The following is a 19,526-nucleotide window of genomic DNA, read 5'->3' on the forward strand; positions in this document are numbered from 1 at the left end:
TGTATAAGAAAATGAGGAGGGAATGACTATGGAACCGAAGAGAAGTACCTTGATGCAAGAAGAACCTGCAGTAAAGCGTGCGGATATGTTGAAATTCATTATTCCATCGCTGCTCGGGATCGTTCTGTTTCTTGTTCCGATTCCGTTTAATGGAAAGATCACGATAGGAGTCGGTGTGTTTGCGGAGACGTTTCAGGCGGCATTAGAAGGATATCTTGTTGAAACAATGACGGGTGTGCTTGTGCTTTCTGCCGTTCTGGCTCTTTTCGCGAAGCTTGCAAAGCCAGCGTTTATTGTGGACAGGCCCTTTTTGAAAGGGATGTTTGACATTGGCTGGGGCTGGGTAATTACCCGTTTATTAGGGGCAGTCTTTGCGATTTTAACGCTTTTCCAAATGGGTCCGAACGTCATTCAATCGGATCTTACCGGGGGAACGGTTTTACACTCACTGATCCCCGTATTGACGACCTGGTTTTTGTTTGCTGGCTTTTTGATGCCGTTGTTAATGGACTTCGGATTAATGGATTTTTTCGGTACCATGTGTAGAAAAGTGATGAGACCGTTGTTCAATGTTCCAGGACGTTCCTCGATTGATGCCCTTGCTTCATGGATGGGCGCAGGAACAGTCGGAGTGTTGATTACCACTCAACAATACGAGAGCGGCTATTATACAAAACGGGAAGCAGCGGTGATCGCAACGAACTTCTCGATCAATTCAATTGCTTTTAGTCTAGTTGTGATCAGTTTTATCGGACTGGAAGATATGTTTGTTCCTTTCTATCTTACAGTGGCGTTCTCAAGTCTAGTAGCGGCTATTATTTGCCCGCGCATTCCTCCTCTTTCTAGAAAAGAGAACACGTATTATGAAGGGACGGGTAAGCAAATTTCAGAAGATATGCCAAACGGTGTGACGCAGTTCCAATGGGGTTTTCAAAAAGCTGTGGAGAAAGCTTCCTCGATTCGTAGCAGCGGTCAAATTGTGAAGAACGGTTTGAAAACCGTGGCGGATATCTACTTCGGCTTGATTCCCCTTGTCATGGCACTCGGTACGCTAGCCTTAATCATTGCTGAATTCACACCGATCTTTGATTATATTTCCTATCCACTCGTACCGATTCTCGAATTCATGCAAATCCCTCAAGCCGCCGAGGCCGCACCGGCGATGCTCGTTGGGTTTGCCGACATGTTCTTGCCGGCCGTTATCGGTGCCGGTATTGAAGCGGAAATCACGAAATTCGTAATCGCCTGTGTCTCATTAACCCAGTTAATCTACATGTCTGAAATTGGGATGTTATTGATCAAATCGAAAATTCCGATTACCGTCGGCGAACTGTTGATTATCTTTTTACAGCGAACGGTTATTACATTGCCGATCATCGTCATCATTGCTCACATTATTTTTTAAGAAGGATGGAGGTTCATCATGTCCAATAAATTGAAGGAATTATTCCCGCAAATGTCCGATTTACTCGCGCCAAGTATGGCGAAGGATCACCCTAACCTGCCTGTCGTGAAGGAGGAAGGTTGTTATTATTACGGGGAAGATGGAAAAGAATATCTTGACTTCACGTCAGGCATCGCGGTGACCAATGTCGGCCACCGCCACCCCAAAGTTGTTCAGGCGATTAAGGACGGAGCCGATCAGCTTACCCACGGTCCGTCTGGCGTGATCATGTACGAATCCATTCTCGATTTGTCCAAACGCCTAGGGGATATTTTGCCCGGAAAATTGGATTGTTTCTTTTATGGAAACAGCGGCGCCGAAGCAATTGAAGGCGCGCTTAAGCTGGCCCGCCACGTAACCGGCCGCCCGTATGCTGTGTCATTTACAGGAGGATTCCACGGCCGTTCGATGGGCGCCCTCAGTGTCAGCACATCGAAAAGTAAATACCGCAAGTTTCAACAACCGAATGGACTGACTTATCAACTTCCTTATGCCGAACTTAAGGGTGGGAACGACGCTGAAGAGCAGTGCATCGAGCAGCTTGAGAACGACTTTCAACGCTTGTTTGATCATCAGGTGACACCTGAGGAAGTGGCCTGCGTAATCGTTGAGCCGGTTCTTGGTGAAGGTGGTTATATCGTTCCGCCGGCGGGCTGGTTGAAAAAAGTAAGGGAAATCTGTGATGCACACGGCATCCTGCTTATATTTGACGAAGTTCAAACCGGATTTGGACGTACAGGAGAATGGTTCGCTGCCCAAACCTTCGACGTGACACCTGACATCATGGCGATTGCCAAAGGGATCGCAAGCGGACTGCCACTCAGTGCCACCGTCGCATCAAAGGAGCTCATGTCCCAATGGCCACTCGGCAGCCACGCCACAACCTTTGGAGGCAATCCCATTGCATGTTCCGCAGCGCTCGCCACCCTTGATGTTATCGAGGAGGAAAGATTACTAGCCAATGCAAAAGCTCAAGGGGCTTATGCCATGGAGAGATTAAAGACACTTAAAGAGAACTATTCATCCGTTGGAGGTGTTCGGGGGTGGGTCTCATGATTGGGATTGACATTGTCGACCCGGAAACCGGCGAACCTGACAATGACGGGATGATGACTATTCTTAATCTTGCACTTAAAAAAGGGGTCTTGTTTTATCTTGGTGGTAAGCATGCGAACGTGATTCGGATGATTCCACCGTTGATTGTGACGAGGGAGCAGATTGATCTGGGATTGAGGTGTTTGGAAGAAGCAGTTATTGCACATGAGAAGGAATTGGTTACGAATAGATAAAGGAATGGGATCCTCGAGCTCGTCATCACATTTGTGATGGCGGGTTTTTTTAGCTATCATTCGATAAAATTTCCTCTATCAGTATGTCATCAAAACTATATGTCAAAACTTCTTTGCCGCGTTAGTGGCTGGAACCTGTAGTTTCATACATGAACAAACGGAACTATTTTATGATGAAGGTGGATTATTAGGTGCCTTGATTGGTGTTTCTGCAACCGTCGCATCTAAGGAACTCATGCCTGTCCCCATTGCGATGAGGACATAGAGCAAGGTTTATAATCAAAGTCTAATCCCTTGTACGTTGCAAGGGATTAGGCTTATTCAGTCACCTCAAATTCTTTTTTGTAAAATCGTCCTAAACTGAATAAACAACGAATAGACCAAATATACAAGTACAAACAGTGTATAGGAGGAGGCAAAAGATGTTGTACAAACTATTGCCAGGTACGAAGCAACTGATCCACTATAACCCTTCATATTTGTCAGGAGATATAACGGCAGGTACGGTCGTCGCATTATTATTAATCCCCCAGAGTATGGCTTATGCCATGATTGCAGGAGTGCCAATTGCTCTCGGTTTATATGCGGCCATTTTCCCTCTACTTATTTATGCGTTATTTGGGAGTTCAAGATATCTATCAGTCGGTCCAGTCTCTATTGTCTCGCTTTTAGCCTTTTCAAGTATTTCCAGTATTGCGAAACCAAATTCTCCTCTTTTTTTAGAGCTGATTATATTTCTTGGATTGATCGTCGGGGTGATTCACCTGGTTATGGGTCTCATTCGGCTTGGGTCCCTTTTTGATTATGTTTCACCTGCTGTGATTAGTGGGTTTACCTCCGCCGCTGCGATTATCATAGCCTTAAACCAGGTAAAGTCTATTCTAGGTGTTTCGCTGCCCTCTTTTCACAGTTTAATAGGGTATATTTCAGATATTTTCCATAAACTTCCGAAAGCGAACGCCTATACAATCAGTCTCGGGTTAGGGAGTCTACTTTTATTATTCGTAATGAAGCGAAAATTTCCTGCTTCCGTTGGTCCATTTTTCGTCATTATCGTGTCTATCATGATCGTGTATTACTTTCAGTTAGACAGAAACGGTGTGGAGATCGTTGGAGAAATCCCTCAAGGGTTACCGAATTTCTCGATCAGTATCCCCACACTAGATACGTTACAATCATTGTTGCCAGTAGCTTTTATGATTGCATGTATATCCTTTGCCGAATCCTATGCTATTGCAAAAGCATTAGCGAACAAGGAAAAGGAACATCTTGATTCAAATCAAGAGTTAATAGGCTTAGGAATGGGAAATATAACAAGTGCATTCGTTGGTTCTATCCCAGTAGCCGGGGCTATTTCAAGAACAGCTGTAAACCATCAATCCGGTGCAAAAAGCAACCTTTCGTTAATTGTTACAGCCCTTCTAATGCTCATCGCTTTACTTTACCTCACACCACTACTTTACTATTTACCAAACGCCACACTTGCAGCCATCATCATTACTGCTGTCTCAAGTTTAATCAACTTTAAGCAGTTCACCCAATATTTGGAACAATCACCCCTTGATTTCCTTACTTTTCTGACTACCTTCTTAACGACGTTAACCATTAATATATTTATAGGTTTGGTTACTGGAATAGTTCTTTCCTTGCTTCTTAGTGTGATGAAAAGAATTGGCTGGAGATCGTGATTTGGTGAGAATGGAGAAGCGGGAAGGGGAGCAGCAAATTTTTTAAGGTAGATGACTTTTGAAATAAAATACCTCTGTAAAAGCATCCACGTACAAAATGTACGTGGGTGTTTTTTTTGCAGACTGCAAAATGTTTGTTTACTTTCATTTTTAAAATTAAATTGACAATATATAATCATGATGATATAGTTCAATTACTGAAAGCGCTTTTCTACAAAAACTAAACAGATGATTTGTAGCCACAACAGTAAGGAGATTCGTTATGTGTATTATGGAGCAACTCAACAAGAAGTTAATTGTGTCCTGTCAGGCTCTAGAGGATGAGCCGCTGCATGACGCGTATATCATGAGCAAGATGGCGTTAGCAGCGAAACAGGGCGGGGCTTCGGGCATTCGGGCCAATACCGTGGTTGATATTCAAGCGATTAAACAGGAAGTGGACCTTCCGATGATCGGGATTATCAAAAAGGACTTTCCTGAAAGTGATGTGTATATTACACCAACGATTCATGAGGTGGATGAACTCTATCAGGAGGGCGTGGATGTTATTGCGTTTGACGCAACGAAGCAGGAACGGCCTGACGGGAAGAGCTTCCTGGAGTTCTTTTCTGAAGTGAAGGCGAAGTACCCGGAACAATTATTTATGGCAGATGTTTCTACCCTTGAGGAAGGGATCCAGGCAGAAGAGGCTGGGGTCGATATTGTAGCCCCAACACTTGCTGGGTACACTTCCTATTCAAAAGGGACCGTGCCGTTGGAATTAGTTCAACGGCTAGTGGGGAATCTATCCATTCCGGTTATTGCCGAGGGGAATTTTGACACACCTGAGAAGGCTAGGCAGGCTCTTGATTCAGGGGCGCATGCCGTTGTCGTTGGAAGTGCGATTACTCGGCCGCAAGTGATTACAGAAAAGTTTGCTGAAGCTGTGAAAGAAAAAACTTATGAATAGAAGGGTGATAAGGATGAAAGGATTATATTCAGCTCTCATGTGTTCGTTTGACGAACAAGGAAAGGTCAATGAACAGGGGTTAAGGGAGATCGTTAGACACAATATTGATGTTTCAAAGATTGACGGGTTGTATGTGAATGGGAGTACGGGGGAGAACTTCCTCATTTCCAAGGAACAGAAGAAGCAGATTTTTGACATTGTTAAAGATGAAGCTGGGGACGAAGTGAAGCTGATTGCACAGATCGGGGCATTAAATATCGATGAAGCCATTGAGCTTGCTCAGTTTGCGACATCGCTTGGATATGATGCGATATCCGCGGTGACGCCGTTCTATTACAAATTTGAATTTGAAGAAATCAAAGACTACTATACGACCATTTTAGAACATGTAGACAACGACTTAATCATTTATTCGATTCCTGCCTTAACAGGGGTAAATATGAACCTTGAACAGTTCGGTGAGCTATTTGAACATGAACAAGTGATCGGGGTGAAATTTACGGCTCCAGACTTCTTTTTGCTTGAACGAATCAGGCATGCCTTTCCTGACAAACTGATTTATTCAGGGTTTGATGAGATGCTTTTACCCGCAAGTGTCTTAAATGTGGATGGGGCCATTGGTAGTACCTTCAATGTCAATGGCAAGCGAGCGAAGCAGATTTTTGAATTAGCTCAAAGTGGCCAAATAGACGAAGCGAGAGAGGTACAAAAAGTGACCAATGACTTGATTGCTGAAATCCTCGACAATGGTCTCTACCAGACGATTAAAGAAATATTAATCTTTAAAGGAGTAAACGCTGGATTATGCAGGAAACCTATGAAATCGCTTACGGATGATGGTATATCGAAGGCTAAACAGATTGCCGAGAAATATCTGTAACTAATCAAGAGGGGGATGGTTGACATGACAGGAACTTTCGCGGCGATAGACTATGTTATTTTAATTGCTTATCTATTATTTATACTGTATGTCGGTATGGCTGTAGCTAAGAAAGGGATGAAGGGGAAGGAGTTCTTTAAAGGGGATGGGACGATTCCGTGGTGGGTCACCTCAGTGAGTCTTTTTGCAACATTGCTCAGTCCTATTTCCTTCTTATCTCTTGCCGGTAACTCCTATGCAGATTCCTGGCAGCTTTGGGTTGCTCAGTTAGGTCTATTTATTGCAGTGCCGGCCGCTATTTTTATATTTCTTCCCGTTTATCGGAATTTGAATCTGGATACGGCCTATGAGTATTTGGAAAGACGATTTGACAAGAATCTTCGTATGCTGGCAGGTGCGCTCTTTATTATTTACCAGGTGGGCAGAATGTCGATCATCATGTATTTGCCATCGATCGCCTTATCTGCTGTAACAGGAATCCATGCCGTAGCTATCATTATTTTCATGGGTGTCATTGCAACCATCTATTCCTCTTTTGGCGGAATAAAATCAGTGCTTTGGACGGACTTCATTCAAGGAGTTGTCTTAATTGGCGGAGGAATTTTTGCCCTGATCGTTCTGATCTTCTCCGTTGATGGCGGGGTTTCGGAAATAGTTCAAACAGGGATCGCTGACAATAAATTCTTTAGTAACGAAGTCATCTTCGATCCTAATCTATTGAACGACAGCTTGTTTATCATCGTCTTAGGTGCTGGGTTGTCCACGGCCTTCTCCTATATTTCCAGTCAGGATATGGTGCAGCGTTATTTGACGACGAATGACTTGAAGCAAATGAATAAAATGACGATCGGTAATGGAGTGCTTTCCCTTGGTACAGCTACATTGTTCTTCTTTATCGGTACAGCCATGTATGTATTTTATATGCAAACCATGGGTGGAAATATCCCGAGTGGTAACTCGGATTTGATCTTTGCTAACTTTATCGTAAGTGAGCTGCCAGCGGGCATTTCCGGATTATTAATTGCCGGCTTATTTGCAGCAGGCCAATCTACGCTGTCCACTGGACTCAATAGTGTGGCAACGAGCTGGACGTTGGATATTCAAAAAGTGTTCAAACCTGGGATGAATGATGAAAGAAGTACCCGAATCGCGAGAAACGTCTCGACGCTCGTTGGGATTTTGTCGATTGCCTTTGCTATCGCTCTCGTCTATTCTAACATTAGCTCAGCCTACGAGTGGTTCAACGGTCTAATGGGATTAGTTCTAGGTATTATTGGAGGTACCTTTACACTCGGGGTTCTGACGAAAAGGGCCAATACGAAGGGGGCAATGGCAGGATTTATTGCTACATCGCTCGTCGCGATCTATGTGTCCTATTTTACGGATACAACACTATGGGCCTATTCCCTAATCAACTTAGTCTGTTCTCTAGTTTTCGGATATGTGTTTAGCTTAATCTTTAGTGGAAAAAGCAAAGCTGAGGATGCAGACTTGCAACTTACCTTATACGATCAGACAAATGAACAGGACAACAAAAAAATCGTGTAACGCAGGTGGGTGTTAATTTTGAACATCAACAGGAAGATTACAACAGATGTATTGGTTGTAGGAAGCGGACTGTCTGGTATTAAAGTCAGCAAAGAACTAGCCGCGGCCAACCATGAAGTCTTAATGGTAACGAAAACAAAGCTAGCTTCCGGTTCAAGCTTCTACCCTTTAAAAGCGTCATTAGGCACACAAGTGACGAAGGATGAAGGCGATAAGCAGACCTTCTTGCAGGATATAGATGACTTAAGCCGCGGCATGCATAGAGATGACCTGGCTGAAGTATATGTGAATGAAATTCCTGAGAGGGTCAAGGAATACGAAGATATCGGTGTTCATCCAAAGAAATTGGCTGGTGAGCGAAAGGCTTGTTTTGCCAATCACCCGAGAGATATATACTTGTTAAGTGACTGGGATCGAATTCGGGAAAATGTCAGCGTTATTTTCAACGATTATGACAAACTGAAGTTGATGCAGAAAACGGTCGCGGTATCTTTGATGAAAAAGGGGAACAGGGTCGTAGGTGCAATCTTGCTTGATGGAGAGAATCAATTTGTGTTCGTTGAATGTAAAGCTGTTGTTCTAGGTTCAGGTGGTTTTGGAAGTATCTATAAACATAATCTCAACCCGGCAGATGTAGATGGATCAGGACACGTATTGGCGTTGGAAGCAGGCGCAAGGTTGGTCAATATGGAGTTTATTCAGTTTATTCCTGGCATTACGACTCCCCGATATAAAACGTTGTTTGGGGAACACACGCTGATGTATTGTAAAGATATTGTTGATGAACATGGAGAAAGCCTGCTTGATCGTTATTTGCCAGAAGGGATTTCAAAAAAGGAATGTTTAAAGATACGAAGCACACATGGGCCTTTTACTCACTCGCTTGAATCCAAGTATTTTGATATGGCTATGATGAAAAATATTATCATGACTAAAGATGAACGAGGCTTTACCCTCCTATATGATGAGGAACTTTACGAAAATAAGGAAGAATTTTATACCGTCTATTTGGAATGGCTAAAAGAGAAAAACGTTCATCTGACGCAAGATGAGGTAAAGATTGCTCCGTTTGCTCATGCCAGTAACGGAGGTGTGTTTATCGACACCTATGGACGAACCGGAGTTGACGGATTGTACGCGATTGGAGAACTCTCTTCCAACATCGAAGGAGCAAACAGACTTGGCGGCAATTCGACAGGAGCCTGCCTCGTGTTCGGTAAACGTGCAGCGGAGAATTGTGAAAGATATCTGCAGACGATCGAAGGTTGCTCAATAAGTGAACGTGAGGCTAATGAGTTTTTGCAAACCCTTCGATCTGGTACGGCAGCCGTGCAGGCAGGGGAAACCAATGTTAATCAGATGATTGATCAAATCAAAGAGATCATGTGGTATAGTGGAAATGTTGTCCGATCCGAGCAACAATTAATGGAAGCGCTTGAAGAGATTAAAGGGTTGGAAGCCGCCTTTCCTTTTGCAAAATTGATCGAACAGCAGCATTCGCGAAAGCTGGCTATCAAGGCAAGGAATTTTATTAAACTATCACAGGTTTTACTTCAGGCTATGCTTGAGCGAAAAGAAAGTCGCGGAGCTCATTATCGGGAGGATTACCCTTCTGAAAACCCGCAATACAATAAACGATTATTTGTATTCCAAAAGCAAAATCAATCGATGGCGTTTGACTTTTTAAATAACTAGAGTTTATTAGAGAAAAACCTTAGATAAGGGTTTTTCTCTTTTTGCGAGAAAGGAGAAGACAATGAAGCTGCTTGGTGTATTCGATATTGGTGGGACCTCGATCAAGTATGGAGTAGTTAATGAGGTAGGGGATATTTTGTACAAAGACGCTGTTCCAACCGAAGCTTACCTTGGAGGAGTAGAGGTTATAAATAAAGTGAATAAACTAGGTGATGAGCTAATCGGGGACTATGAAATCAATGGGATTGCCATTAGTTCAGCGGGACAGATCGACAGCATAAGCGGAACGGTTGTATTTGCAACGGATAACATTCCTAATTATACAGGAACCCCGGTTGCAGAAATAGTAAGCAACCATACAGGATTGCCGGTGAAGGTGGAAAATGACGTGAACTGTACAGCACTTGGAGAGTATTGGAAAGGGGCGGCTGTTGGTGTAGATGACTTCCTATGTGTCACGATTGGAACAGGCATTGGTGGTGCATTATTCTTACATGGTAAACTGTATACAGGCTCCCATTTTTCAGCAGGGGAACTCGGGCACATCAACCTTTATCCTCATGGCAAACCATGTACGTGCGGCAATCAGGGGTGTTTTGAAAACTATGCTTCAAGTTCAGCGTTGGCAGAAATGGTGACGACAGCGTTTGGATACGAAGTTGATCTGAAAGAATTTTTTGCAGCGGCTAAGCAGGGAGACGCTCTAGCCGTGGAGATTTTCGACAGCTGGATTGAGGATATGACAATAGGGTTGCGCTCGCTTGTTCATATATTTAACCCAGAGTTAATTGTCATTGGCGGCGGGGTTACAGCACAGGGAGACTTTTTGCAACGAGCGATTCAAGACTCCCTTTTGCCGAAGACGATGCCGAACCATCGGCGTTCTTTACAAGTAAAACTAGCTGAGCATGATAACAAAGCGAATTTATTGGGGGCAGCCAAGCATTATTTGATGACCCAATAATGGAGAAAGGAGCAGGGGGACAGGTGGAGAAACAGCAGCGAAATGGAATTAAACCTTCTATATTGATGGAGCAAAATAAACAGATTTTCACGAAGTCCGAAAATAAAATCTATACCTACATCCAAGCCAATAAGCAACAGGTGATCTATCATTCATTAACGGAATTATCAGAAGCTAGTGAGGTAGCAGAAGCAACAGTGTTACGTTTTTTCCGTAAGCTCGGATTCAAAGGATTTCAAGACTTCAAGTTCTTATTTGCCCAAGAAGTATCTTTAGAGTCTGATCCTAATAGTGATGAGACATTTATTGAAAAGATTAGAAATAATATCGTTGAAGCTGTCGAGGACTCTTATGACATTGTAGATACCGAAGGATTGAATGCGGCAGTTGATGCCATCGATGCATCGGATGATGTCGTCGTGTTTGGAATTGGTTCCTCAGGCATTGCAGGACTTGACATGCAAAACCGATTAATGCGAATTGGCAAACATGTCAGTGTCGTGACAGACCCTCACTTCCAGCTCATGAGGGCTTCCTCCATGAATGAAAACACAGTAGTCATTGCCATCAGTTTGACCGGAAGTACCAAGGATATTATCGACACTGTGAAAATAGCGAAAGAGAAAAAAGCCACGATCATCGCTTTAAGCAATTACACGAAATCACCACTAACAAAATTTGCAGACCATATTTTACTTTCGTCAGCAAAGGAAAGCCCTTTGGACAGTGGGTCATTGGTATCGAAAATTACGCAGCTATTTTTGATTGATTTAATTTGTACGGGGCTGACGGTGAAAAATTATGGTGAGGCTGAGAAAGTTAAAATGGAGATTACGGAGAATATAGCGAGCAAGTTGTATTAAGGTCGGTGGAATATATTGATGTTTGGTACCTGCCTTTATAGATGTGTTACCGGTAATAGTTTTAGGAGAAGAAGTTAATTTATGAAGCTTGTCATTTGAGAAGATCTCAAATGGCAGGCTTTTTTATATGACAACTTATTCTCCATGGCGTTTATACAGTGGGAGGAAGTTTAAATAAGAAGTGATACCAAGTTACGAGCTAAAAACACCTAAAAGTCAAAAAATATAATTTTTCCTTGCATTTATGGTGACGCTTACAATAGATTATAGGTAAAAACATTATGATGTATTAAGAGAGGTAGGTATGTATATATAAGTAAAGGGGGCAATCATGTCCTTTATATCCATTTTAATACCGATATTTTTCGTCTTTGGAGATATACAGAATCAGAACGTTGTGGTCTTATTCTTTCCTGTGCATTTATGAATAATGGGAACTATGGTACCCCACTTGTGCTCTTTCTTTTTGGTACAGTGGGAATGGAAACAGCAATTGTACTCATGGTCTTGCACCAGCTTCTAATGAGCACTTTAGGAGTGTACTATGCTGCAAAAGGTGGCGAAAGTTCAAACGGATTCAAAACAGCTATTAGTTCTGTTAGAAAAATGCCTATGGTTTATGGGGCGATTCTGGGTTTAGTGTTTCATTTGTCAGGCATCTCTCTTGGAGGTGTGAAAGAAGGAGTCGATTTAATAGCTGATGCAGCCATTCCATTAATCATGATCACTTTAGGAATGCAACTTGCGAACATAAAGGTCGCTTCAGTTAACTATAAAAAGCTATCGACAGCATTGTTGTTAAGTTGCTGGCAGCACCTGTGATTGCAGCACTTATTGTTTGGTGGATGCCAATTGATTCTTTAACTAAGCAAATTATGATTATTATGGCCGCGACGCCTACTGCCGCAAACACGACAATGTATGCGATTCAGTTTAAGACAGAAGCTCAATCTGTGAGTTCTGTTACATTATGTACTACATTATTAAGTATAATAACGATCCCAATTGTAGTCCTTGTAACCAGTTTTTTTTGAAACCAAATATTCAAAAAGATTGCATAAGAAAATAATACAGTCTCCGAGTTTGATCATCAACCTATTACAATAAAGAAGTTTTATCGATTGTCGAATAAATATATAACTTAAATGCAATATTTATACTTGATAAAAAAAGAGCATATCATATAAATCATCATCCATCTTTTGCTATATAACACCTCAAGCTAAAGGGAAGTTTGAAGGTGTATCTTTATTTATATAACAGAGTTGAATTTTTTTAATTGTTACAATACAATCATGTTAACAGTTAATGGTCGAGGATTTCTCATTCTACTAATGGCTCAACCCAAACATTGCATTGGGAACAATTATAAAGATTGATTGGAGGAATGAATATCGATGAGCGTTCAAACTGCAGATATTTGTGATATTCACCGTGAAAAAGTTCAGGTAGCGGATTCAGTGTTTAAATTATTCGGGAAAGTAAAATCCTTTTCTGGACCTATTCATACTGTTAAGGTTTACGAGGATAATGTACTTGTGAAAAAAGCGTTGCAAAGCATACCTGAAGGAAGCATATTAGTTGTTGACGGAGGCGGCTCCCGCAAGTGTGCACTTCTTGGTGACAACTTGGCACACATAGCAGTTACTCGACAACTATCTGGTATTATTGTTTATGGGTGCATAAGGGATAGCGCCCAGATTAACGAAATGGACATAGGGGTTTTTGCAATAGGTACAAACCCATTAAAAAGCAACAAACAAGGAAAAGGCCAAGAAAATATTCCTGTACAATTCGCAGGAGTAAACATAGAACCTGGTTTTCATCTTTATGCAGATGAAGATGGGATATTGATTTCTGAAAATCCATTAATGTGAGTAGACAGCCTGGGGAGAGATTGGTGTGTTTATGAAAATCGCCCAATTAAAAAGGCTGATTTTAATTTAAAAATATGATGAGGCCGTAAAGACATTTTAATTGGTTGAGGTTGAGAGAGAATTTACGTTAAACAGGAGAAATAAGCTGAATGCAGCATTAATAAACGAAGAGTTCTAAACGTATTAAAAAATGATCCAAGGTCTAGACAAAACCACAAATGTACACCGTTTGTGGTTTTATTTGTGATGGAAGTTGGAAAAGCTATAAATCATCAATCAGATCTAACCTGACATAGCTCAAAACGTAAATGTGATGTTCACGTATGTTTATGTTTCGACTAAAAATAGATTTCCTTTTTCTGTATCAGAAATTAGAAAACCTACTTTACACGGACATATTCAGAAAAGGGAACTTGAAAAAAAAGCAAAAAATACTGAATTTCATAATTTTTCGCAAGATTACCTTTAACCTTAACAGACTTTCTGCTAAGATTATCAGAATAGAGAAGGGAAGTAAGGATACTTTCATTAGTGACCTCCCCTGGAAACTTAATGGTATATAACTTCTCCTTCTCTATTCATTATCTTATTATAGTGCCATAAAGATAAATATTTTATTAATTTTGGTGCCAGCACCGCCTACGCTGAACACCTTAACAACCACTTATGTTGTCCAACCTTATACCATCATAATTGAAAACGCTTACAAAATCAACCCAAAGATCATTTTTTTATGCTTTATCGTTCTATCCCTTTATTCTTGTAAACGTTTAAGCCCCAGAGGAGAATGATCACTCCTTTGGGGCTCTTTGTTTGCCGAGTTTAGAAAAGACTCATTCGAGACTAAAAAACAAAGTTCCTATCATGTCCATTGGGATATCCCATTTTGCCCGAGATGACACGGGCCGTTTGCAAGACATTCTTGATAATGTGATCAAGTTTCTCTTCATCTAAATGGAAACTCACAACACGGATACTGATCGATCCTTCCACTTCTTTAAAACGATTCAGGATAGGAGCAGCTACAGTAGTTATACCTGATGTTTGCTCATCTGTAACTTCATAACCTTTTCTCCGTATTTTCTCAAGCCCGTTTATGATCTTCGTTTTATCTTCATTTATCAATTCTGAATCCAACACCTTTTCACTTTGTAGTGGAGACATGTAAGCAAGGATGACTAGATTCGCTGCTCCTTTATATAAGGGAGACCTGAGTCCAAGTTGATCGTGGACACGAATCGTTTGGTGAATACAATCGATGCGTTCGGTGATGATTGATTCATTTCCTACCGGTTTATTTAAATAGACACTAGCTTCAACGGCTTTCATTAATGATTCAAGTTCTGGTCGAATCATACTTATGTAATCCATCGTGTCGTAGGCTTTCAAACCGTATTCGAGCCAAATAGAACCTAGGCCATACAGTTTTCGGTCTGTATCTTGTTGAATCATTCGATGTTTTATCATGGCTTGAAGTAAACGGTGCATTGAACTGACAGGCAGTTCACACTCCTTCGCCAATTCAGAAATTGAAAAAAATTGATTCGTCCCTTTTTCCATAAATAGCTGAATAACCTTCATTGATCGGTCGATTGATTGCATGTCAGCACCTGCCTTTATGGTTATTATACTGATAACGTTCCCTTTTGGTCAAAATGACTGATCTTATGGATTCCAGGATGAAAAGTGTAGTAAATCGGAAGTCTGAGTTTTCGAAAAATATTGACAACAGATATTCCGTTATTTATAATGATTGAAAGTTTTCCTTTATACAGAAATAGTTTCCGTTATACGGAAAATAGAGGTGTTATTTGAATTTGTTAGATAAATAATTATTGTTCTTGGGTGCATTTTCTACATTTGTATCCTGTAAGCAGATCCTTTTGAAAGCATGAGGTATAAGTCAAAAATCCATCCTATGGAGGTTTTTCTATTGAATGCTTTATCAGAACGGAAAAGTGATAGCCCTGAGGAAGGAAAGGAAACTAAGCTGAAAGGCATCAATCCTTTTGTGCTCATGTTTATAGTTATTGTTACGGTTACGATGTTGACTTACATTGTGCCGGCTGGCCAATATGAACGCATTGAGACAGGCAATCGGACTGAAGTTGATCCGAATTCCTTTGAGTTTGTAGAGTCTACCCCTGTCGGCTTATTAGACATGTTTACCAGTTTTCATTTAGGAATGATTGAAGGGGCTTCTATCATTCTCTTTGTGTTCTTATTCGGTGGAGCTCTTGGCATTATGCAAGCGACGGGAGCAATTGATTCCCTGGTAAAATACGTGGCAGCTCGTTTGGGAGTAAAGAAAAGTTCACTCCATATGAAGAGACGGGAACCATTTGCATTCGGGAAGGGGTTTTATGTGCGGCTGCCGAAGATTTTGTCATCAAAGTAGTTGGGCAGGGGGGGAGATGCTTCCACACCGGAACTGACAGTTGACGGGCTGTTGCTTTTTCCAGAGAAGCAGTGGAAGCAGTATGCGGTCAGGAGGGCTTAATTGAGGTGGAAGATCCGATGTTTGGGACGGAAGACTTTTCCTCCTTCTCTGAAGCTGTTCCGGCTTCTATGCAATTTATCGGTGTTCATCATGAACGTCTCGGGAAAGTGTACCCGTTGCATCACTCGAATTTCAAGATTGATGAAAAAGCACTGCAATATGGGGTGGATTATTATGTGAAACTTGCGGAACGAGTTGGGGTGCTATAAAGCGAAAGGTCATAAGAAAAGGGGAGAGGGAAATGTGTGCTCAAACAATGTATGAGCCTCTTCGGCGAGTGATCGTCAAACATCCAAAGGAAGCGTTTTTGAGTCAAAATCAGTTGAAAGACCAGTGGAAATCCTTCCATTATATCGAAGAACCACATTATGAGAGAGCGATAGAAGAGTATGAACAATTCTTGGGTATTTTGAAAAAACACGTAGATGAGATTAACTATCTACCTGCATCCGAACAAACGGGGATTGATTCCTTGTATGCCCATGACCCTGTCAAATTCACAAGTGAAGGGGCGGTTCTTTTACGATCTGGTAAAGCATCAAGACAACCAGAGACGAAGGAATATAAACACTTTTTACAAAAAAATAATCTCCCTATCCTAGGAGAACTTACCGGAGGGGCGATGGCGGATGGAGGAGATCTTGTCTGGTTAGATGACCGCACGCTAGCTATTGGGCGTGGCTATCGCACGAACGATGAGGGCATCCACCAATTAAAGGAGCTTCTTAATCATTTGGTAGATGATTTTGTCATCGTACCGCTGCCCCATGACCAGGGGGAAGAAGAGTGTCTGCACCTCATGTCTTTGATTAGTATCGTGGATCGAGATCTGGCCGTCGTGTATTCCCCATTGATGCCCGTGTTTTTTAGACAACTTTTACTAAATAGAGGCATATCACTCATCGAAATACCAAAGCGGGAGTACCTGACGTTAGGTTGCAACGTATTGGCCCTTGCTCCTCGAGTGTGCATTATTCCTGAAAATAATGAAGAAACGAAGCGGAAATTAGAAGAAGCCGGAACGGTGGTTTACACCTATGCGGGGGATGAGATCTCTTACAAAGGAACAGGCGGTCCTACCTGTTTGACTGCCCCTGTAATCCGTGGCTAGTAAAGCAATAAAACCAAGGAGGAGAAGAAGATGTTCAAACAATTAATCGTCAAGAAACCCGGTAACAGCTATGTAGAGGGATTAACAACGAGTGAATTAGGGTCACCTGATTATGATACAACGCTTTCTCAGCATGGGGCCTATGTAGAGGCACTGAAACAATGTGGTGTTAGCGTTCGAGAACTTCCTTCACATGAAGAATTTCCTGATTCTACATTCGTCGAAGATACAGCTGTCCTCACTTCGAAATTTGCAGTGATCACCAATCCGGGAGCTGATCCGAGAAATGGGGAAATTAAAGAAATGGAATCTGTTTTGCGAGAGTATTATTCCGATATCCATTTCCTTGAAGAACCAGGCAAGCTCGATGGAGGCGACGTATTACAAATCGAGGATCACTTTTATATAGGCCTCTCAGATCGTACAAACGAGGAAGGAGCCAGGCAACTTCAAGAAATCGTAGAATTCTATGGCTATCAAGGGAGCATTATTCCTTTGCAAGAATTCTTCCATTTAAAAACAGGTATTTCCTACTTGGGCAATCACACAATCGTGGCTGCAGGGGAATTCATCGATCATCCTGATTTCAATCAATATGAAAAAATCATTGTGCCTCCTGAAGAAGAATATACAGCGAACTGCATACGAGTGAACGATTTCGTCATTGTTCCTGAGGGATTCCCAAAAACAAAGAAAAAAATAAACAAGGCCGGCTTTAAAACAATAGAGGTACCTATGTCAGAATTTCAAAAGCAGGATGGTGGCTTGAGCTGCCTTTCACTTCGTTTTTAACTTGACCGATTACGACAAGAGGAGGGATGTCAGATGTATGAACAAATTCGTTCTTTACCTACAAAAGATCAAGTCGAACAGATTACAGAACGTTTAGTAGGAATCAACAGCATTAATGGTACCTATGGAGAGATTGAAGTCGTAGAGGAAATCTATCAGATATTACGTGGTTTTCCTTACTTTCAAAAGCATCCTTCTCATGTGTGGTTACAAAAAGTACCGCAAGACCCGTTAGGACGCGTGAATCTGTTCGCTTATGTAGGCGGGCATACTCAATCAAAAAAAACGATTTTGTATCACGCCCATATCGACACAGTGGGGATTGAAGACTTCGGCTTTTTGAAAGAGCAAGCCTTCTCTCCTGGCTCTCTGCTTCACTATTATCGTTCGTATGCTTCTCGTGAAGAGGTTCGTGGTGACGCTCAATCGGGAAACTGGATGTTTGGGAGGGGCGCTCTCGATATGAAAAGCGGCGCCGCCGTTCACATTGCAAACGTACTTTATTTCTCGGAACATCAAGAAGAGCTGCCAGGAAACATCTTGCTCGTCATTAATGGAGATGAGGAAAGTGAGCATCGTGGGATTACGTCAGCCCTAAGTGAATTACAAAGGTTGAAGGAGGGGAGAAACCTAGAATATGTTCTTGCCATTAATACAGATTTCGTCACCCCTCTATATGATGGAGATCAGCAAAAGTATATTTATACGGGAACAGCTGGAAAACTACTCCCGTCCTTCTCGATATTCGGAAGAGAAGTGCATGTAGGGGATACGCTGGCTGGAATCGACCCTAACTATATTGCGGCGAAACTAACAGAGCGTCTTCATAATAACTACCAACTTACTGAAAAGATTCCCGGGGAACAGGTATTACCTCCAACTTGTCTGCAACAACGTGATACAAAAGAAAGGTACACGGTACAGACAGCAGCAAGCAGCCGTCTTTATTTTAATTATTTTATTTACGAATCTACTCCTGAAGATGTTCTTTCTCTTTTAGTAAAGGAAACAGAGAAAATATGTGAACATGTGGAACAGTATTTCCAACAACAATACAACCACTATTCGATGATTACTTCCTTACCTGAACGCAAACTTTCTTGGAATATTGAAGTATCGACATATGAACAGTATGTAAAAGAGCTTGAAAAGCGAGGAATCGAAACCCGATCGATCATTGAAAGCGTACTAGATGAAAACCCGAGATTAGAATTAAGGGAACTGTGTTTTTTAATTGTCAGAGCCTTAAGGGAAGCTGATACGAGGGAGCAAGCCAGAGTCATTCTCTTTTTTGCTCCACCTTTTCTGCCTCATAACTTTTTAAAGAATGACAATGACAGGGATCGTCAAATCCAAATGTCTTTAACAAGTATTTTGGCAGAAATGGAAGCGGAGACAGGAGAGATATTTTCTGTGAAGAAGTTTTTCCCTTATTTAGCGGATGGGAGCTTTCTTTCCATTCATGAAACGGAAGAACAACTGTCTTCTTTACTAGATAACATGCCTGAATGGGAGCAGCTCTACCGGATCCCATTCGATGCAATCAGGCAGTTCGATATCCCTTCCATCAATATGGGCGTTTATGGAAAAGACGGGCATAAGTGGTCTGAACGCGTGTATAAACCATATTCTTTTGTAACATTGCCTGAATTAATACGGAAAACTACAAAAAGGTTTCTAAACGAACGCCAAAACATAGACTCACCTTTTATCTCGAAATAAGTAAATAGAATCCCAATTTGGCTGGAGAAAATTAACGGATCGTACCTTCAGTAGAGCTTTCCATAATACATTTGGTTATAGAATTTTAATGCCCTGATTGAGATGGGCATGGGCGGCCTACTTGTTTAACTTCTCCAATCTTATGTGGATCGTAGTGTTATCAGTTGGTAAAACCATTTTCTGTTAGGAGCGTGGAAAAGTGAA

At 41.7% G+C, this 19,526-nt stretch carries 16 protein-coding genes and 2 pseudogenes; 17 read left to right on the plus strand and 1 reads right to left on the minus strand.

The genetic code is table 11. From position 1 onward, the window contains the following. The first annotated feature begins 28 nt into the window (after window positions 1–28). The 12 genes and pseudogenes from MUO14_RS17945 to rraA all read left to right on the plus strand — a co-directional run bounded on the left by MUO14_RS17945 (window position 29) and on the right by rraA (window position 13,197). Window positions 29–1,405: a YjiH family protein gene (locus MUO14_RS17945; protein WP_244751946.1), complete on the plus strand. Its 1,377-nt coding sequence runs from the start codon at window positions 29–31 to the stop codon at window positions 1,403–1,405. Between the two features lie 18 nt (window positions 1,406–1,423). Continuing rightward, window positions 1,424–2,733: pseudogene (locus MUO14_RS17950) on the plus strand (aspartate aminotransferase family protein). Between the two features lie 422 nt (window positions 2,734–3,155). Further along, the gene (locus MUO14_RS17955; protein ID WP_244751947.1) at window positions 3,156–4,421 is read left to right on the plus strand and encodes a SulP family inorganic anion transporter; all 1,266 of its coding nucleotides are present in this window, start codon (window positions 3,156–3,158) and stop codon (window positions 4,419–4,421) included. A 262-nt stretch (window positions 4,422–4,683) separates the two neighbouring features. Then, window positions 4,684–5,370 carry an N-acetylmannosamine-6-phosphate 2-epimerase gene (locus MUO14_RS17960; protein ID WP_244751948.1) on the plus strand — a complete coding sequence of 229 codons (687 nt, stop codon included), beginning with the start codon at window positions 4,684–4,686 and terminating at the stop codon, window positions 5,368–5,370. 13 nt (window positions 5,371–5,383) lie between these two features. Next, window positions 5,384–6,250 (plus strand): N-acetylneuraminate lyase, encoded by an 867-nt coding sequence (locus tag MUO14_RS17965; protein WP_244751949.1) that lies wholly within the window; start codon window positions 5,384–5,386, stop codon window positions 6,248–6,250. A 24-nt stretch (window positions 6,251–6,274) separates the two neighbouring features. Continuing rightward, window positions 6,275–7,798, plus strand: a complete 1,524-nt coding sequence (locus tag MUO14_RS17970) for a sodium:solute symporter family protein (protein WP_244751950.1) — start codon at window positions 6,275–6,277, stop codon at window positions 7,796–7,798. A gap of 9 nt (window positions 7,799–7,807) precedes the next feature. After that, window positions 7,808–9,493: an FAD-binding protein gene (locus tag MUO14_RS17975; RefSeq protein ID WP_244751951.1), complete on the plus strand. Its 1,686-nt coding sequence runs from the start codon at window positions 7,808–7,810 to the stop codon at window positions 9,491–9,493. 61 nt (window positions 9,494–9,554) lie between these two features. Continuing rightward, window positions 9,555–10,457 carry an ROK family protein gene (locus MUO14_RS17980; protein WP_244751952.1) on the plus strand — a complete coding sequence of 301 codons (903 nt, stop codon included), beginning with the start codon at window positions 9,555–9,557 and terminating at the stop codon, window positions 10,455–10,457. Continuing rightward, the gene (locus MUO14_RS17985; RefSeq protein ID WP_244751953.1) at window positions 10,457–11,320 is read left to right on the plus strand and encodes a MurR/RpiR family transcriptional regulator; all 864 of its coding nucleotides are present in this window, start codon (window positions 10,457–10,459) and stop codon (window positions 11,318–11,320) included. The genes MUO14_RS17980 and MUO14_RS17985 overlap by 1 nt, the downstream gene beginning before the upstream one ends. 480 nt (window positions 11,321–11,800) lie before the next feature. After that, window positions 11,801–12,142, plus strand: a complete 342-nt coding sequence (locus tag MUO14_RS17990) for an AEC family transporter (RefSeq protein WP_244751954.1) — start codon at window positions 11,801–11,803, stop codon at window positions 12,140–12,142. Continuing rightward, complete coding sequence (locus MUO14_RS17995) at window positions 12,139–12,354, plus strand: AEC family transporter (protein ID WP_244751955.1); 216 nt, start codon at window positions 12,139–12,141, stop codon at window positions 12,352–12,354. Before MUO14_RS17990 ends, MUO14_RS17995 begins: the two co-directional genes overlap by 4 nt. 363 nt (window positions 12,355–12,717) lie before the next feature. After that, entirely contained in the window at window positions 12,718–13,197 is a 480-nt protein-coding gene (rraA, locus tag MUO14_RS18000; RefSeq protein WP_244751956.1) for a ribonuclease E activity regulator RraA, read from the plus strand. Window positions 13,198–14,040: 843 nt separating this feature from the next. On the opposite strand, the gene MUO14_RS18005 is transcribed toward rraA, so the two are convergent. Then, window positions 14,041–14,799 (minus strand): IclR family transcriptional regulator, encoded by a 759-nt coding sequence (locus MUO14_RS18005; RefSeq protein WP_244751957.1) that lies wholly within the window; start codon window positions 14,797–14,799, stop codon window positions 14,041–14,043. Between the two features lie 331 nt (window positions 14,800–15,130). Here MUO14_RS18005 and MUO14_RS18010 point away from each other — a divergent pair, with 331 nt between their 5' ends. The 5 genes and pseudogenes from MUO14_RS18010 (at window position 15,131) to MUO14_RS18030 (ending at window position 19,322) form a co-directional block, all read left to right on the plus strand. Further along, on the plus strand, window positions 15,131–15,595 hold the full coding sequence (locus MUO14_RS18010) for a hypothetical protein (protein WP_244751958.1): 465 nt from the start codon (window positions 15,131–15,133) through the stop codon (window positions 15,593–15,595). 62 nt (window positions 15,596–15,657) lie between these two features. Beyond that, window positions 15,658–15,906, plus strand: a pseudogene (locus MUO14_RS18015) (M20/M25/M40 family metallo-hydrolase); the annotation flags it as partial. A gap of 32 nt (window positions 15,907–15,938) precedes the next feature. Beyond that, window positions 15,939–16,808, plus strand: a complete 870-nt coding sequence (locus MUO14_RS18020) for a dimethylarginine dimethylaminohydrolase family protein (RefSeq protein ID WP_244751960.1) — start codon at window positions 15,939–15,941, stop codon at window positions 16,806–16,808. Between the two features lie 30 nt (window positions 16,809–16,838). Further along, entirely contained in the window at window positions 16,839–17,600 is a 762-nt protein-coding gene (locus MUO14_RS18025) for a dimethylarginine dimethylaminohydrolase family protein (RefSeq protein ID WP_244751961.1), read from the plus strand. A gap of 33 nt (window positions 17,601–17,633) precedes the next feature. Continuing rightward, window positions 17,634–19,322, plus strand: a complete 1,689-nt coding sequence (locus tag MUO14_RS18030) for a M20/M25/M40 family metallo-hydrolase (RefSeq protein WP_244751962.1) — start codon at window positions 17,634–17,636, stop codon at window positions 19,320–19,322. The last annotated feature ends 204 nt before the right edge of the window (window positions 19,323–19,526 follow it).

The organism is Halobacillus shinanisalinarum (genome assembly GCF_022919835.1).
GTDB classification, from domain to species: Bacteria; Bacillota; Bacilli; order Bacillales; family Halobacillaceae; genus Halobacillus_A; species Halobacillus_A shinanisalinarum.

Bases quoted from the DNA above. Each gene is read 5' to 3' on its own strand.
- MUO14_RS17970 (WP_244751950.1), top strand. From the start codon at position 6,275: ATGACAGGAACTTTCGCGGCGATAGACTATGTTATTTTAATTGCTTAT.
- MUO14_RS17960 (WP_244751948.1), top strand. From the start codon at position 4,684: ATGTGTATTATGGAGCAACTCAACAAGAAGTTAATTGTGTCCTGTCAG.
- rraA (WP_244751956.1), top strand. From the start codon at position 12,718: ATGAGCGTTCAAACTGCAGATATTTGTGATATTCACCGTGAAAAAGTT.
- MUO14_RS17985 (WP_244751953.1), top strand. From the start codon at position 10,457: ATGGAGAAAGGAGCAGGGGGACAGGTGGAGAAACAGCAGCGAAATGGA.
- MUO14_RS18025 (WP_244751961.1), top strand. From the start codon at position 16,839: ATGTTCAAACAATTAATCGTCAAGAAACCCGGTAACAGCTATGTAGAG.
- MUO14_RS17990 (WP_244751954.1), top strand. From the start codon at position 11,801: ATGGAAACAGCAATTGTACTCATGGTCTTGCACCAGCTTCTAATGAGC.
- MUO14_RS17980 (WP_244751952.1), top strand. From the start codon at position 9,555: ATGAAGCTGCTTGGTGTATTCGATATTGGTGGGACCTCGATCAAGTAT.
- MUO14_RS18005 (WP_244751957.1), bottom strand. From the start codon at position 14,799: ATGCAATCAATCGACCGATCAATGAAGGTTATTCAGCTATTTATGGAA.
- MUO14_RS17945 (WP_244751946.1), top strand. From the start codon at position 29: ATGGAACCGAAGAGAAGTACCTTGATGCAAGAAGAACCTGCAGTAAAG.
- MUO14_RS18020 (WP_244751960.1), top strand. From the start codon at position 15,939: ATGTGTGCTCAAACAATGTATGAGCCTCTTCGGCGAGTGATCGTCAAA.
- MUO14_RS18030 (WP_244751962.1), top strand. From the start codon at position 17,634: ATGTATGAACAAATTCGTTCTTTACCTACAAAAGATCAAGTCGAACAG.
- MUO14_RS17955 (WP_244751947.1), top strand. From the start codon at position 3,156: ATGTTGTACAAACTATTGCCAGGTACGAAGCAACTGATCCACTATAAC.
- MUO14_RS17965 (WP_244751949.1), top strand. From the start codon at position 5,384: ATGAAAGGATTATATTCAGCTCTCATGTGTTCGTTTGACGAACAAGGA.